16 protein-coding genes are annotated in these 14,256 nt (G+C 65.8%); 10 read left to right on the top strand and 6 right to left on the bottom strand.

The window, feature by feature from the left end; all coding sequences use genetic code 11:
* Positions 1–63: 63 nt before the first annotated feature.
* The gene (locus tag RVU70_RS03490; RefSeq protein ID WP_363349697.1) at positions 64–873 is read left to right on the top strand and encodes a response regulator transcription factor; all 810 of its coding nucleotides are present in this window, start codon (positions 64–66) and stop codon (positions 871–873) included.
* A gap of 9 nt (positions 874–882) precedes the next feature.
* Here RVU70_RS03490 and RVU70_RS03485 read toward each other — a convergent pair whose 3' ends face one another.
* Both RVU70_RS03485 and RVU70_RS03480 read right to left on the bottom strand, forming a co-directional pair.
* Entirely contained in the window at positions 883–1,677 is a 795-nt protein-coding gene (locus RVU70_RS03485) for a YdcF family protein (RefSeq protein ID WP_363349696.1), read from the bottom strand.
* 74 nt (positions 1,678–1,751) lie between these two features.
* Positions 1,752–3,431, bottom strand: a complete 1,680-nt coding sequence (locus RVU70_RS03480; protein WP_363349695.1) for an electron transfer flavoprotein-ubiquinone oxidoreductase — start codon at positions 3,429–3,431, stop codon at positions 1,752–1,754.
* Between the two features lie 131 nt (positions 3,432–3,562).
* On the opposite strand from RVU70_RS03480, the gene RVU70_RS03475 reads away from it, so the two are divergent.
* The 6 genes from RVU70_RS03475 to RVU70_RS03450 all read left to right on the top strand — a co-directional run bounded on the left by RVU70_RS03475 (position 3,563) and on the right by RVU70_RS03450 (position 8,383).
* A complete protein-coding gene (locus tag RVU70_RS03475) occupies positions 3,563–4,558 on the top strand; it encodes an HlyD family efflux transporter periplasmic adaptor subunit (protein WP_363349694.1) in 996 nt (331 codons plus the stop codon).
* Between the two features lie 83 nt (positions 4,559–4,641).
* Positions 4,642–5,586, top strand: a complete 945-nt coding sequence (locus RVU70_RS03470) for an ABC transporter ATP-binding protein (protein ID WP_363349693.1) — start codon at positions 4,642–4,644, stop codon at positions 5,584–5,586.
* Between the two features lie 77 nt (positions 5,587–5,663).
* Positions 5,664–6,764 carry an ABC transporter permease gene (locus tag RVU70_RS03465; protein ID WP_363351199.1) on the top strand — a complete coding sequence of 367 codons (1,101 nt, stop codon included), beginning with the start codon at positions 5,664–5,666 and terminating at the stop codon, positions 6,762–6,764.
* Between the two features lie 89 nt (positions 6,765–6,853).
* Complete coding sequence (locus RVU70_RS03460; RefSeq protein WP_363349692.1) at positions 6,854–7,642, top strand: class I SAM-dependent methyltransferase; 789 nt, start codon at positions 6,854–6,856, stop codon at positions 7,640–7,642.
* An 88-nt stretch (positions 7,643–7,730) separates the two neighbouring features.
* Complete coding sequence (locus RVU70_RS03455; RefSeq protein WP_363349691.1) at positions 7,731–7,940, top strand: hypothetical protein; 210 nt, start codon at positions 7,731–7,733, stop codon at positions 7,938–7,940.
* Positions 7,940–8,383, top strand: coding sequence for a hypothetical protein (locus RVU70_RS03450; RefSeq protein WP_363349690.1), 444 nt, complete (start codon positions 7,940–7,942; stop codon positions 8,381–8,383). The genes RVU70_RS03455 and RVU70_RS03450 overlap by 1 nt, the downstream gene beginning before the upstream one ends.
* 7 nt (positions 8,384–8,390) lie before the next feature.
* On the opposite strand, the gene ubiA is transcribed toward RVU70_RS03450, so the two are convergent.
* Both ubiA and RVU70_RS03440 read right to left on the bottom strand, forming a co-directional pair.
* Positions 8,391–9,341, bottom strand: coding sequence for a 4-hydroxybenzoate octaprenyltransferase (gene ubiA, locus RVU70_RS03445; RefSeq protein ID WP_363349689.1), 951 nt, complete (start codon positions 9,339–9,341; stop codon positions 8,391–8,393).
* Positions 9,338–9,787 (bottom strand): hypothetical protein, encoded by a 450-nt coding sequence (locus tag RVU70_RS03440; protein ID WP_363349688.1) that lies wholly within the window; start codon positions 9,785–9,787, stop codon positions 9,338–9,340. Before RVU70_RS03440 ends, ubiA begins: the two co-directional genes overlap by 4 nt.
* A 157-nt stretch (positions 9,788–9,944) precedes the next feature.
* On the opposite strand from RVU70_RS03440, the gene RVU70_RS03435 reads away from it, so the two are divergent.
* Entirely contained in the window at positions 9,945–10,688 is a 744-nt protein-coding gene (locus RVU70_RS03435; RefSeq protein ID WP_363349687.1) for a 16S rRNA (uracil(1498)-N(3))-methyltransferase, read from the top strand.
* A gap of 241 nt (positions 10,689–10,929) precedes the next feature.
* Complete coding sequence (locus tag RVU70_RS03430) at positions 10,930–11,235, top strand: hypothetical protein (RefSeq protein WP_363349686.1); 306 nt, start codon at positions 10,930–10,932, stop codon at positions 11,233–11,235.
* 132 nt (positions 11,236–11,367) lie between these two features.
* On the opposite strand, the gene RVU70_RS03425 is transcribed toward RVU70_RS03430, so the two are convergent.
* The gene (locus RVU70_RS03425) at positions 11,368–12,756 is read right to left on the bottom strand and encodes a glutamate--cysteine ligase (RefSeq protein WP_363349685.1); all 1,389 of its coding nucleotides are present in this window, start codon (positions 12,754–12,756) and stop codon (positions 11,368–11,370) included.
* A gap of 238 nt (positions 12,757–12,994) precedes the next feature.
* On the opposite strand from RVU70_RS03425, the gene RVU70_RS03420 reads away from it, so the two are divergent.
* Positions 12,995–13,159, top strand: a complete 165-nt coding sequence (locus tag RVU70_RS03420) for a pilus assembly protein (RefSeq protein ID WP_363349684.1) — start codon at positions 12,995–12,997, stop codon at positions 13,157–13,159.
* A 48-nt stretch (positions 13,160–13,207) separates the two neighbouring features.
* On the opposite strand, the gene RVU70_RS03415 is transcribed toward RVU70_RS03420, so the two are convergent.
* The gene (locus tag RVU70_RS03415; RefSeq protein WP_363349683.1) at positions 13,208–14,053 is read right to left on the bottom strand and encodes a DUF937 domain-containing protein; all 846 of its coding nucleotides are present in this window, start codon (positions 14,051–14,053) and stop codon (positions 13,208–13,210) included.
* Positions 14,054–14,256 lie beyond the last annotated feature (203 nt).

The raw sequence follows: 14,256 nt of genomic DNA, 5'->3' as shown, positions 1-14,256 counted from the left end.
CTGGTATTCTCCTTTGGCGGTTTTGGCTCATGCGCGGAGCTCCGCGCGAGCCTGGAGGAAAGAATGGCGCCTACCTCTTCGATCGGGGCTGCAGAGAGTCAGACGGAGCTCGACCGGGGGAGCAAAGGCGACGCCGACCTCGGCCGGGCGCGGCCCCGCCCGGAGAACGACGACGGCGCCTTGTCGGTTCAGGGCCGCATCGACGTCGCCATCGCCGACAAGAGCCCGCTGATCCTCGCCGGGCTCGACAAGCTGCTTTCCGACGACAAGCGCTTCAATCTGGTGCTGAAGGTGACGGACGGCGAGGAATTCCTCGAGGCGGCGCGCCAGCAGAAATTCGCGATCGCCGTCATCGGCTGGCAATTGCCGACGCTCCACGCGCGCGACGTGCTGCGCGCCCTGTCCCGACAGGTCTCGGCGCCCAAGATCGTGGTCTACAGCGGCACCAATGATCCCGCCGCGCCTGCCGAAACGCTGCAACTGGGCGGCGCCGGCTTTGTCTCCAAGCGCGCCCCGCCGGAGCGGCTCCTCGACGTTCTCGCGGCCGTCGCCGCGGGCGACATGGTCTTCCCCTTCGTCGACATCCGAAAGATGCGCAGCGACCCGTTGGAGAACCTCACGCTGCGCGAGCGCAGCCTGTTGTCGGCGCTGGGGTCGGGCCACACCAACAGCCAGCTCGCCAAGGATTTCGGCGTCTCGATCAACACGATCAAATTTCATCTGCGCAACCTTTTCGAGAAGCTCGAAGTGCGCAACCGCGCGCAAGCCATCGCGCTGTTTCTCGAAATGAAGCACGGCGCCTGGCCGGGAAGCGGCGGCGGCCGCAGCATGGAGCCGACGACCACGACGAGAGGCCGGCGGCGCGGCGAATAGCCTCGCCCGTCAAGGCGCCGGAAACAGCGCGTCGGTCTTGCCGGTCAGCCGATAGGCGGCGAGGCCGATCCATTCGTGCAACGCGGCTTCCGCGAGCAGGAAATTTATGGTGGCGTGGCGGGGCGCGCTCCAGTTCCGCAGCGCGTCTGTCGCCCGGTAATCCACAGGATAGGGGATTACGGCAAAGCCCGCCCTGCGGAAAATGCCGACCGAGCGTGGCATGTGCATCGCCGACGTCACGAGCAGCCAGCGCTCGCCCGCCTGCGGTTTCACGAGGTCGCGCGTGGCGACGGCGTTCTCATAGGTGTTGCGCGACTTGTCCTCGTAGATCACATCGCCCCGATCGAGACCCGCCTCGCGCCAGAACCGGGCGACCGCCTCCGCCTCCGTATGGGTCGAGCCGGCGAGCGCCCCGGAGCCGCCGGTAAAGACGAGGCGCGCCGCTGGATAGAGGCGCTTGAGCGCGATGGGCGCCGTGAGCCGCTCGGCCGCCTCATTCATCGCGACGCTGTCGTGGATGGCGCTCATTTTTTCATCCACGGAGCCGCCGAGCACGATAATCCCGTCTGGCGCGGGCGCGTCGGCCGGGGGCGGCGCAAAACGCTCTTCCAGCGGCAGGGCGAGAAGGTCGGGGAGCGGCGAAAATCCGATCAGCAACAACAGCGCAATGGCGACGGCGGCGAGCGCGCGTCCGGTCTTTTTATGTCGGGTCAATCCGAGCGCAACGCCGAGAGTGCCCGCGAAAATCGCGAGATGAACCGGCGTGACGACGAACTCGAGAATCTTGGACAGGATGAAGAACATCAGCGCGCGCCGACCCTCTCTTCGCGCCCTCGCGCCGAGCAGCTTCGTCGGCGTGAGGGCGAAAAGGAGGCCTTTTACATATTCGGATAATTGGGCCCGCCGCCGCCTTCCGGCGGCACCCAGGTGATGTTTTGCGCCGGGTCCTTGATGTCGCAAGTTTTGCAGTGGACGCAGTTTTGCGCATTGATCACGAAGCGCGGCTCTTTTTTCGACACGTCGTCGGCGTAGACGACTTCATAGACGCCGGCCGGACAATAGAGGCGCGCCGGCTCGCCATAGACCCGCAGGTTCTTCTCGATCGGAATCGACGGGTCCTTCAGCTTCAAATGCACCGGCTGGTCTTCCTCGTGGTTCGTATTCGACACGAAAACCGAGGAGAGCTTGTCGAAAGCCGGCTTTTGCGTGAGCTTCGGATAGACGATCGGCGTCACTTCGGAGAGCGGCTTCAGGCAGGCGTGATCGGGCTTGCCATGCGACTGCGTGCCGAAGAAGGAGAAGCCGAAGAGTGAATTGGTCCACATGTCGAGACCGCCGAGCGCGGCGCCGAGATAGGTGCCATATTTCGACCAGAGCGGCTTGACGTTGCGCACCGGCTTCAGATCGCGCCCGATGTCGGAAGCGCGCCAGGCGGCGTCATAGGCCGTCACCTCGTCATAGGCGCGCCCTTCCGAAATCGCCGCGGCGACGTGATCGGCCGCGAGGATGCCGGAGAGAATGGCGTTATGCGACCCCTTGATGCGCGGCACGTTCATGAAGCCCGCCGCGCAGCCGAGGAGCGCGCCGCCGGGGAAGACGAGCTTGGGCACGCTCTGCCAGCCGCCCTCGGTGAGCGCGCGCGCGCCATAGGCGAGGCGTTCGCCGCCCTCCAGCGTCGGCGCCACGAGCGGATGGCATTTGAAGCGCTGGAATTCGTCGAAGGGCGACAGCGTCGGGTTCGAATAGTTGAGATGCACCACGAAGCCGATCGACACGAGCCCGTCCTCGAAGTGATAGAGGAACGAGCCGCCGCCCGTGTCGGACTGTAGCGGCCAGCCGAAGGAATGCTGCACGAGGCCGGGCTTGTGCTTTTCCTTCGGGATGCGCCACAGCTCCTTGAAGCCGATGCCGAACTTCTGCACGTCGCTGTCCTTGGCGAGCGCATATCTGGCGATGAGCTCCTTGGAAAGCGAGCCGCGCGCGCCCTCGGCGAAGAGCGTGTATTTGCCGCGCAGCTCCATGCCGCGGGTGAAGCTGTCCTTCGGCGCGCCGTCGCGATCGACGCCCATGTCGCCGGTGGCGACTCCGCGCACTTCGCCGGCGTCGCCGTAGAGGAGTTCGGTTCCGGCGAAGCCCGGATAGATCTCGACGCCCAGGCCTTCCGCCTCGGCGGCGAGGAAGCGCACGAGATTGCCGAGCGAGCCGATGAAGTTGCCGTGATTGTTCATCAGCTTCGGCATCAGGACGTTGGGCAGGCGGACGCCGCTCTTTTCGGTGAGCACGAGAAACTGGTCGTCGTGAACCTGCGTTTTGAGCGGCGCATCGTCGCGCGTGCGCCAGTCCGGCAGCAGCCGGTCGAGGCCGATGGGATCGATGACGGCGCCGGAGAGAATATGGGCGCCGGGCTCCGAGCCCTTTTCGATGACGACGACGGAAAGATCGGGCGCAACCTGCTTGAGGCGAATCGCTGCGGCGAGGCCGGCGGGGCCCGCGCCGACGATCACCACGTCGTAATCCATGCCTTCGCGCTCGGGCAATTCCGTAATCTCTTCAGCCATTTCCGATCCCTTTTCGCGTCCCTCTGGCGCCTGTGGCGGCGCACTGTAGCCTTTTTGCGCGCAACGCGCCAAAAGGAGTTTGCGCCGGTTCGAATCGACAGGCGGGCTTGCGCGCAAGGAGGCGGCAGGCGATGCGACGCGTGGCCGCTTTGGCGGTAATCCTTCTCGCGCTCGGCGGTTTCTTCGCCTGGCGGATGATGCGCGATCGGGACGCCGCTCAGGCGCCCTTTCTCGGCTATGTCGAGGGCGAGGTGCTCTATATTGGCCCCAATGAGGGGGAGCGGCTCGCGAGTCTCGCCGTGGCGGCGGGCGCCGTGGTCAAGCCGGGCGATTTATTGTTCGCGATGTCGACGACGCTGCTCGATCGGCAGCGCTCGGAAGCCCTGGCGCGCATCGGGCAGTTCGAGGCGCAACTGCAAAATCTGCGTGCGGCGATGAACCGCCCGGAACAGGTCGCGGTGTTGCACGCGGGATTGGAGCGCGCCGAGGCGGCCTTGACTCTCTCGCGCAACGACTATGACCGCCAGCTCAAACTCTATCGGTCGGGGAATGTCGCCAAAGCGACGCTCGACCGCGCGGAAATGGCCTTGCGACGCGACGAGGCGAGCGTCAAGGAGGCGCGCCGGCAGGTGAATGCGGCGCTGATCCCCGGCCGCTCGCAGGAGATCGAGGCGGCTGAGGCCGCCATCCGCCAGGCGCGCGCGCAGCTCGAGGCGATCGACATCCGCCTCGGCCGGCAGAAGGTTCGCGCGCCGGCGGCGGGCGTCGTCCAGGACGTGTTCTTCCGCCCCGGCGAAGTGGTCAACGCCGGCCAGCCGGTCGTGGCGCTGCTGCCGCCTGAAAACCGCAAGGTGCGCTTCTATGTCCCGGAGCCCCGGCTCGCCGCCGTGAGAATCGGCGGGCAGGTGAAGGTGGGCTGCGACGGCTGTCCGGATGACCTTTTCGGCCGCATTTCCTTTGTCGCCAGCCGCCAGGAATATACGCCGCCCGTCATCTTCAGCGACGTCGAGCGGGCCAAGCTCGTCTTCAAGGCGGAGGCGCGCCTCGAGGGGCGGGCGCGGGAACTGCCGCTTGGGATGCCGGTTTCGGTGACGCCGCTGGCGCAAACGGCGGGGGCCGAGAGGTGACGGCCGTGCGCGCGCTCGACTCGCCGCCGCGCCGCGTGGATGGCCGGGCCGATCCCGGCCACGACCGCTGAGGGGCCGGGCTCATGTCTGCCGAAGTCATTGCCGCGCATCCCGACATCGCCATCGACGTCAAAGGCCTCACCAAGGTGTTTGGAGCGAAGACGGTCGTCGACAATCTGACGCTCACTGTCGCGCGCGGCCACATACAGGGGTTTCTCGGGCCCAATGGCAGCGGCAAGACGACGACGATCCGCATGCTCTGCGGCCTGCTGACGCCCGACGCCGGCGAAGGACGGTGTCTGGGCTATGACATCCGCACCGAGCAGGACGAGATCAAGCGCCACGTCGGCTATATGACGCAGGGCTTCTCGCTGTATCGCGACCTGACGATTCGCGAAAATCTCGAATTCGTGGCGCGAATCTACGGGCTCGCGGCCCCGGAACAGGCCGCCCAGGCGGCGCTGGAGCGGCTCGGGCTCACCGGGCGCGCCGATCAGCTCGCGGGCGAGCTATCGGGCGGCTGGAAGCAGCGGCTGGCGCTCGGCGCCTGCATTTTGCCGGCGCCTTCCTTGCTGCTGCTCGACGAGCCCACGGCGGGCGTCGATCCCAAGGCGCGGCGCGATTTCTGGGACGAAATCCATCACCTGGCCAATGAAGGCCTGACCGTCCTCGTCTCGACGCATTACATGGACGAAGCCGAGCGCTGCCACGAGATCGCCTATATCCTCGACGGCAAGCTGCTCGTGTCAGGAACGATAGACGACATCATCGCCAAGGCGGGCCTGACGACCTATGTGGTCTCCGGCGAAGGCCTCGACGCTTTGGCCGAGCAGCTGAAGACGATGCCCGGCGTCGATATGGTGGCGCGCTTCGGCGCAGCTTTGCATGTCGGCGGACGCGACGCCGCCGCCATCGAGGCGATCGCGCACCGCTACGCCAGCAGGTCGCAGCGCTGGGCGCATGACGAGGCGACGCTCGAAGATGTTTTCATCGATTTGATGACCCGCAACCATCGCAGCGCCAGATGACGCACGCGCCGGGACATGCCCCTGTGAAACCCCCGCGGCTCGGGCCGATCGCGCAGGCCTGGCAGCGGCTCGTCGCCATGTTCGTCAAGGAGTTCATCCAGCTGCGCCGCGATCGTCCGACGCTCGGCATGATCGTCGGCATTCCACTGTTGCAGTTGCTGCTGTTCGGCTACGCCATCAACACCGATCCCAAGCATCTGCGCACCGCGCTGCTGTCGAGCGACGACAGCCCCATCGCGCGCGCGCTCGTCGGCGCGCTGCGCGCCACCGACTATTTCGACATCCGCTATTTCGCCCAGGGCGAGGCCGACGCCGATAAGCTGATCCTTTCGAACAAGGCGCAGTTCGTCATCCAGATACCGCCGGATTTCTCGCGTCGGCTGGTGCGCGGCGAGCGGCCTTCCGTTCTCCTCGTCGCCGACGCCACCGATCCGACCGCGACGGCGGGCGCGGTCGCTGCGGCCTTGGGCGCGGTGACCCAGGCGCTCGACCGCGAACTCACCGGACCGCTCGCGACGCTTGCGCAAAACCCGCCGCCCTTCGATCTGCAGGTGCAGCGGCGCTACAATCCGGCGGGAGAGACGCGACGCAACATCGTGCCGGGACTGATCGGCACGATTCTGACGATGACCATGCTGATTTATACGGCGCTTTCAGTGACGCGCGAGATCGAGCGCGGGACGATGGAGGCGCTGCTCGCCATGCCGGTGAAGCCCGTTGAAATCATGCTCGGCAAGATCACGCCCTATGTGCTCGTCGGCGCCGTGCAGATGGCGACGATTCTCATTGTCTCGAGCTTTCTGTTCCGCGTGCCAATCGTCGGCTCGCTCTTCGTGCTCGTGCCGTTGACGCTGCTCTTCATCATCGCCAATCTGTCGATGGGCTACACACTCTCCACAATCGCCGCGAATCAGCTCCAGGCGATTCAAATGACCTTCTTTTTCTTCCTGCCGAGCATGCTGCTTTCGGGCTTTCTGTTTCCCTTCTATGGCATGCCGCGCTGGGCGCAGGTTCTCGGCGAAGTTCTGCCGCTCACGCATTACCTGCGCATCGTCCGATCGGTCATGCTGAAAGGATCGGGCTTCGCCGATTTGGCCGCCGACGCCGGCGCCTTGGCGGTTTTCACGCTCGTCGCCATGTCGATCGCCGTGATGCGCTTCCGTCAGACTCTGGATTGATTGGGCCTTTGGCGCTCGCTGGTCAGCCTCCCTAAAGGCCGCGCCGCTATTTTGGGGCGCTGCACCACCTCTCTAGCAGGAGCGCCTTTTTGCAAACCGCTCAACCCCTTCCTTCCCCCGCCATCCCCAACGTCGCGGAGACGCTGCGCCTGCTGACCGAGGCGGAGATCCGGCGCATGTTCGGCATGGGTCTGTTCCCTTGCGACGGCGCCAATCTCGACGCCGTCGCGCCGCTCGCCGCGGCGATCGACACCGCCATTTTCGTTTCCCAGCACCTTCCCGAAACGCCCGCCTTCGTGGATTCGGGGGCGCTGCTCGATGAAGCGATGCGCCGGCGCGAGGTCGAGGGGCTGGTCCTGGAATTCGGCGTGTTTTCGGGTCGAACGATCAATCGCCTCGCCGCCCAGACGCCGCAAAAGATTTACGGCTTCGACAGTTTCGAGGGCCTGCCGGAGGATTGGCGGCCGGACGTCGGCAAGGGCAGTTTCCGCGCCGGGCTTCCCGCAGTCGCGGCGAATGTCGAATTGGTCGTCGGCTGGTTCGACCGGACGCTGCCGGATTTTCTCGCGCGCAACGAGGGTCCGGCGTCCCTCATCCACATCGACTGCGATCTCTACTCTTCGACCAAAACGGTCTTCGACTGCTGCGCCGATCGCATCGTTCCCGGAACCATCCTCGTCTTCGACGAATTCTTCAATTACGTCGGCTGGCGGCGTCACGAGTTCCGCGCTTTCACGGAATTCGCCGAAAAGGCGAAGATCGACTTCGACTATATCGGCTACGTGCCGTCGCATCAGCAGGCGGCGGTGCGCGTCCGGGCCACGGGACGTCAATCCGCCCCCGTCAAGAGCCGCGGCGGCAGGAAGCGCGCCGCCTGACGCGGCGGCCGCGCTCTGGATCGAGCGGGCCCGACGGACGTTGACGCGGCCAGCTTCCGGCCTAACATTGTGGCAGAAGGAGGCGCCCATGTCAGAGCCAAACTCCGATCCGATCTCGCGCTTCAACACGATCGTCAAGGTCGCCGCCGTCATCGCGCTGCTGCTCGGCGGCTACAATCTCTGGTCCTTTTTCAACAGCAGCCGCTATCAGGCGCTTTGCGGCGCGTCTTATTGGGACCTCAATCGCGCCCAGCTCGATTCCTGCCTCGATCAGAAGCGGGCGCTGGAAGGCAAATAATGGGCGCGAAGAGAAGCGGCGTCGGGAAAGCTTTCGCCCTTCTGGCGCTTGTCACGCTCCCGGCGACGGCCCCGGCGAAGGAAATACATCTCGATTGCGAACGGTCGAATCAATCGGCGATGGTCGACGTCGACACCGACCGGCGGTTCCTGCAGATCATGTGGGGCGAGGGCGTCGCCGAGGAATACAAGCAGGGGGATTTCTATATCTCCGGCCCCGACAAATATGGCCGCAAGGAAAAGGTCGTCTCTGTGATGAACGCGGACGGAAGCGTCATCACCTTCGGCACGGACCGGCTCTGCATGGAAGACGGCGCGAAAAAATGCAGCGAGCAGCATGTGCGCAATACGCTCGACGTGGGCCGCGGCGAGATGAAATATGCCAATGGCGACGAGATCGCCGTGCTGGCCTGCCTTCCGGCGCCGCCAGGGCGTCGGTTTTAGCTCGGCTTCACGCTACATACGTCAGGCTTTGCAGGAAGAAGCCCGCAAATAGCAGAAGCCCCGCGTCCCTGTTCGAGCGGAAGAGGGTCAAGGCGAGGGAGGTCGGCGCGTCTTCGCGCGTCAGCGAGACCTGCCAGGCCAGATGCGCGGCATAGGCCGCGACGCCCAGCCAGACGAACAAGCCGCCGCAGATCATGTGCGCGGCGAGCGCAACGCAGAGCGCCGAGCCGGCGTAAAGTCCGCCCACGGCGCGCTTGACCTGCGCGCCGAAAAGACGCGCCGTCGACCGTACGCCGGCGATGGCGTCGTCGCGCACGTCCTGCAGCGCATAGATCGTGTCGAAGCCGATCGTCCAGAGAATGCAGCCGGCGTAAAGCAACACTGCCGGAAGGCCGAGCGAGCCCGTCTGCGCAGTCCAGCCGAGCATGGCCCCATAGGCGAAGGCGAATCCCAAGACGGCCTGTGGCCATGAGGTGAATCGCTTCGCGAAGGGATAGACGAGCACGATCAGCGGCGAGAGGAACCCCAGCGCGATCGTATAGCCGTTGAAGGAGAGCAGCACCGCGAGGCCGATGAGGCATTGCGCCACGATGAACCACAGCGCGGCGCGGGGGCTCACTCGTCCGCTCGCCAGCGGCCGGCCGCGCGTGCGCGCGACTTTCACGTCGATGTCGCGGTCGACGTAATCGTTATAGGTGGAGCCCGCGCCGCGCATGACGACCGCGCCGATGAAGAACAGCGTCAGATGCCAGAGATTGGGCGGGCGATGCAACGCGGCCGAGGCGAGCGCGCTGGATTCCCAGCAGGGCAGCAGCAACAGCCACCAACCGACCGGACGATCGAGCCGGGCGAGTTGCACATAGGGGCGCAGACTTTCCGGCGCATGGCGCCATATCGGATGATCCCTTTGCGCGTCGGGCAGGGCGGCGTCGTCGCCGCCGTCGCTTAAAAGACTCACAGCGGTCCGGACGGGAGCTTCGGCGGGGCCATGCCTCCGCCGCTCGCGGCCTGCTCGCGCTGCTGCTGCTCCATCTGCTTCATCTTTGCGGCGGCCGTGCAGGCCTGAGAGGCGAAGACCTTGGTCTTGCTCGCCGCCTGTTTGAAACCGTCGAGAACATTATCCGGAATGTTGCACCATTCCTTGTTCTTGGTCATGTAGCCCGCCATCTCGCTCTCGACGCTGACGAGCTTCTTGGCGACGGGGCAGGCGGCGTTAGGGTCCATTTTGCCCTTTCCCGCCTTGCCGATGGCGTTCAGGGCCTGGATTTGCGCCATGCGGCGGTCGGTCAGTTTCTGAAAGTCCTCCTGACAGGACTGTGCATGGGCGGCGCCCGCCGCGGCGAAGAAAGCCAGCAGCGACAGGCCCGCGACAAATCGCGAAAAAGAGGGGGCGCTGATCTTCATGACGGGGGTCGCCTCTGCAAAGGACGCCTTCTGTTAACAGCAGGCTTGCCGCTCGTGCAAGTTTTCGACAACCTGTCAGCGAACAAAACGGCCGCTTCATGGCGGCCGGAAGGCGGCGGGCCCGGCCCGCCGCAGCCTCGTCCCAGGACATCCGGTCTTGTCCCACTACGATTTTTCCGCGCAACGCCTCTTTGTCGAGACGGCGCTCGCGCCGGGCGTCGAGTTCGTTCCGCCGCCCGAAGCGCTCAACTATCTGCTCAACGTCCTGCGGCTGCGCGCGGGCGATCCTCTGCTTCTTTTCAACGGGCGGGACGGCGAGTTTCTCGCGCATCTCGCGGAGGTCACGCGGCGCGCGGCGACGATCCGCGTCGAGCGGTTGACGCGGGCGCAGACTCTTCGCGCCGATCTCGACTATTGCTTTGCGCCGCTGAAGCAGGCGCGCCTCGATTATATGGCCCAGAAGGCGACGGAAATGGGCGCCGGCCGGCTCACGCCCGTCATTACGCGCCGCACGCAGGCGCGCCGCGTCAATATCGCGCGGCTGAAGGCCAACGCCGTCGAGGCGGCCGAGCAATGCGGCGTGCTCGCCGTGCCCGACGCCGCCGACGCCGTCGATCTGTCTGATTTCCTCGCCGCCTTTCCCCCCGGCCGACTGCTGGTCTTTTGCGACGAGGATGCGCCCATCGCCAATCCCCTGCACGCGCTCGCGGGCCGTTCGGGACACGGAATTTCGGTGCTTGTCGGCCCGGAGGGCGGATTTGACGACGCGGAGCGGGCCGCCGTGACGCGCCTTCCCAACGTCGCGCGCGTCTCGCTCGGCCCGCGCATTTTGCGGGCGGATACGGCGGCGGTGGCGGCCCTCGCAATCGTTCAGGCGACGATTGGCGACTGGGCCTGTTAGTTTTTTGTAAACGCTGTTTAATCAATCCTTTCACGTAAACGGAAAATAAATCGGAATGTGTTTTTTAATCCACAGGTGACGGACAGATCCCCCGTCTGGGACACGATGCTGCCACGATGTTGAACTTAAGTGTCGAAATCGCAGAAACGAGTCGGGCGGCGACGCTTGGCCTTCTGCAAAGGGATTGGGCAAGAGATTGCAGACGCCTTGTGGCGCGCAATCGGAGAAAGGCTGACCGCCAATGATGTTCGCCGACTTCCGCCCCAATGCGCCGCTCGCCATCGCAGCGGCCGTCGCGCTCGCGGCGTCTTTTTCGGCCCTCCCGGCGAAGGCTGAGACGTCGAATCATTGCGCGCGCTATGGGGCTGATTATGTGGCCGTCGCGGGTTCGAATGGCTGCGTCAAGATTGGCGGCCATGTCCGCGTCGACATCGCCCGCGCGCCGGTTGCGCCGATGGGCTACGCCGCCATGCACGACGGCGTGCAGCGCACCTCGCAGCTCCAGCCGATGGCGCCGTTCGGTCTCAACGACCTCTTCCCGCGCTGAGCTGACTTAGCCAAGAGCGCCTCAGCCGGGGCGCTTCCTGGACTGCTCCAAAGACTCGAGACTGAGCGTAACGCGCTTGCGCCGCGAGAGCAGAAGTTCGATCCCGCGCTCGCCGCGCGGGCTTTTTTTTGCTCAGAAGGGAATCACGCAGTCGCTGAAGGCCCCGTCGACGGAGCCGCCCCAGGGTCCGTGATAGGCTTCGAGCCGGCGCTCGGCGAGCGTACGCCCCTCCGTGACGATACGCTCCAGCGGCGCGAGATAGATCGTTTCGTCTTGCCCCTGCGCATTGGTCTTGGCCCGCCGCCTGAGGCCGGCGGCGGCGAGATCGAGCGCGTCTCGGGCGACGTCGCGGACGCTACGGCCGTTGATCGTCGCGTTGAGGGCCAGCGCCGGCGCGTCTTCCCGAAGCTTCTGACGCGCCTCGGCGCTCCACCCCTTGGTGAGCTGGCGCGCCTGGTCCAATGCGACGCTGTCATAGAAAAGCCCGGCGAACATCGCCGGCAGGGCGGTCATATGAGATCGTGGCCCGCCGTCGGCGCCGCGCATTTCAAGATAGGTCTTGAGCCGCACCTCCGGGAAGATCGTCGAGAGATGATTGGCCCAATCCGAGATTGTGGCGCGCACGCCCGGCAATTGCGGCAGGCGCCCCGCCAGCAGGTCGCGGAAACTCGCGCCGGCGACGTCGTGATAGACGTCGCCGCGCTTGACGAAATACATCGGCACGTCGAGGGCGTAGTCGACATAACGCTCGAAGCTGAAGCCCTCCTCGAAGACGAAGGGCAGCATGCCGGTGCGGTCCCGATCGGTGTCGAGCCAGATATAGGAGCGCTGCGAGAGGCGGCCCGTGGGCTTGCCGTCGAGGAAGGGCGAATTGGCGAAGAGGGCGGTCACGATCGGCTGCAGCGCCAGGCCGACGCGCATTTTCTCGACCATGTCCGCCTCGCTGACGAAGTCGAGATTGGCCTGAATGGTCGCGGTGCGGAACATCATGTCGAGGCCGCGCGAGCCGACTTTCGGCATATAGGCGGCCATGATCCGGTAGCGCTGCTTGGGCATGACCGGCGTCTCGGCGCGCGACCATTTGGGGCTCGCGCCGAGGTCGAGAAATTCGACGCCGAGCGATTTCGCGACGCCCGCCAGAGCCGAAAGATGCGCGCCGAGCTCCGTCGCCGTCGCGTGAATGTCGGAGACCGGGGCGCCGGAGAGTTCGAACTGCCCGCCGGGTTCGATCGAAATTGCGCCGCCGCCGTCGATTTGGGCGAGGCCGATCAGCGCGTCGCGGTCCATGATCGGCGTCCAGCCGGTCGCCTCCTGAACGCCCTCGAGCAACCGGCCGACGCCGCAGCGGCCGTCGACGCAATCATAGGGAACAGGCGCGCGCGTGTCCGAATAGAAGGGAATCTTTTCATGTTCGGTGCCGACGCGCAGCGCCGCCCCGGAGGGCTTGCAGCCGGCGGCGAGCCAGTCCACAAGCGCCTCACGGGACTCGATCGGCGTCGTGTCTGTTACGTCGCGAGCCATGGTTCGACTAATTTTTCCATTAATGTAGGGTCGAAAGGACCAATGGAGGCGCAAGGGAGTCGGCGGGGCTGCGCCATGCGCCGGCGCGGCGCGGCGGGGAGCCGTCCCGTCGCCGGACGCCGGATGGATGCCGGAAAAGACGCCCGGACGCAAGAGCGCCGGCTTCGCGCAAACATAAGTCCTTAAGCTCTAGCTCGCATATTACGGGAAGTCTTGAGCCTTGGAGCGGGAGGCTTGGTTGGATAAGATTTTACGGCGCTTCGTCGCACAGGAGGGCGGCAGCACCTTTTTGGAATATGCGGTTATCGCCGCCTTCGTGGCGATCGCCATCGTGGCGGGGGCCTCGTCGATCGGCGTAAAATTGTCAGCCACCTATCTCGGGAGCATCGCGCCCAATTTGTAGGGTCGCGCGTCGCCCGATCCGACGCTTCGGATCGGGCGACGCGGCCAATCAGCGTTTTCCGAGAATTTGACCGAGGATGGCTTCGAGGTCGGAAGCGCCGCTCTGGCCCGTCTGCCGACTGGCGTTCTGCCCGACCTGAAGCGTCTTCTTGATCTCTTCAATGGCCTGCTGGATCGAGGCCTGATCGAGGCCCGCCGGCAGGCCGCCGGGGCCGGCTCCGCCCACGTCGGCGTCGAGAGGGCCGCCGCGGTCGAAGCGCCCCCCTTGGGACTGGGGCGGCGCGCGGCGTCCGCCGAGCAGCGAGCCGAGGATGGAGCCGAGAAGTCCGCCCAGCCCGCCGCCGGCGTTGCCGCGTGGCGTCGGCGCAGGCTCGGGCGCTGGGCGGGGCGCGCCGCCGCCGGCGAGAATCTGTTCGAGAACGCCGCCCAGCCCGCCCGAACCGGCGAGCTGCCCCAAAACGCCGCCGAGCCCCTTCTCATTGATATTCTTGGTCAGCCCGCTGAGCAGCACGGAGACGAGGACGGGCAGGAGCTGGCCGAGGATGTCCGCCCGCACCCCGGACTCGCGCGCGGCCGCCTGCAGGACCTGGCCGGTCGCGGCCGGAGAGCCGAACATCTCGTTCAAGAGATCGCGCCCGAGATCGACCGACTCCTGGCTGTGCGCCGCCTCGGGCTCGTCGAAGAAGGAATAGCGCGACGCCCCCGCCATGGCGCCGAGCGTCTTTTCGAAGACCTGGGGCTCCTCGGCGGCGTGGTTGAGGCCGATGGCGAGCGCCGGGGCCAGCGCGTTGATGGCGCTGTCGATCTGTTCGTTTGTGAGGCCGAAGCGGTCGGCGAGATTGGCGACGAGCTGGCCGCCTTGGGCCGTGGAGAGAAGGGATTCGAGATCGGACATGATTCCTCCCGCTGACAATGAGGGGAGTCGCGCTCCCGTCTCTTTGTTCCAAACCCGCGCTGGCCCGTCGGATTTTGCGCAATGTTAGCGCAGACCCCGCCGAATCGATAGCCCGAGCCGCGGGCGGGCGAAGGCCCGGCCAGCCGCTTGCCGGGCGGCTGGCTTGACAGAGCCCGACCGGCGCGACATTGCTTCCCGCCGAT

The organism is Methylocystis echinoides, from assembly GCF_040687965.1.
Taxonomy (GTDB): Bacteria; Pseudomonadota; Alphaproteobacteria; order Rhizobiales; family Beijerinckiaceae; genus Methylocystis; species Methylocystis echinoides_A.
This window is presented reverse-complemented; position numbering and strand designations above follow the sequence as displayed.

Excerpts from the sequence above, each read along its gene's own strand:
- RVU70_RS03455 (WP_363349691.1), top strand. The coding sequence starts at position 7,731 with ATGTCAGAGCCAAACTCCGATCCGATCTCGCGCTTCAACACGATCGTC.
- RVU70_RS03450 (WP_363349690.1), top strand. The coding sequence starts at position 7,940 with ATGGGCGCGAAGAGAAGCGGCGTCGGGAAAGCTTTCGCCCTTCTGGCG.
- RVU70_RS03425 (WP_363349685.1), bottom strand. The coding sequence starts at position 12,756 with ATGGCTCGCGACGTAACAGACACGACGCCGATCGAGTCCCGTGAGGCG.
- RVU70_RS03465 (WP_363351199.1), top strand. The coding sequence starts at position 5,664 with ATGTTCGTCAAGGAGTTCATCCAGCTGCGCCGCGATCGTCCGACGCTC.
- RVU70_RS03475 (WP_363349694.1), top strand. The coding sequence starts at position 3,563 with ATGCGACGCGTGGCCGCTTTGGCGGTAATCCTTCTCGCGCTCGGCGGT.
- RVU70_RS03415 (WP_363349683.1), bottom strand. The coding sequence starts at position 14,053 with ATGTCCGATCTCGAATCCCTTCTCTCCACGGCCCAAGGCGGCCAGCTC.
- RVU70_RS03490 (WP_363349697.1), top strand. The coding sequence starts at position 64 with ATGGCGCCTACCTCTTCGATCGGGGCTGCAGAGAGTCAGACGGAGCTC.
- RVU70_RS03430 (WP_363349686.1), top strand. The coding sequence starts at position 10,930 with ATGATGTTCGCCGACTTCCGCCCCAATGCGCCGCTCGCCATCGCAGCG.
- RVU70_RS03440 (WP_363349688.1), bottom strand. The coding sequence starts at position 9,787 with ATGAAGATCAGCGCCCCCTCTTTTTCGCGATTTGTCGCGGGCCTGTCG.
- RVU70_RS03485 (WP_363349696.1), bottom strand. The coding sequence starts at position 1,677 with ATGTTCTTCATCCTGTCCAAGATTCTCGAGTTCGTCGTCACGCCGGTT.
- RVU70_RS03470 (WP_363349693.1), top strand. The coding sequence starts at position 4,642 with ATGTCTGCCGAAGTCATTGCCGCGCATCCCGACATCGCCATCGACGTC.
- RVU70_RS03480 (WP_363349695.1), bottom strand. The coding sequence starts at position 3,431 with ATGGCTGAAGAGATTACGGAATTGCCCGAGCGCGAAGGCATGGATTAC.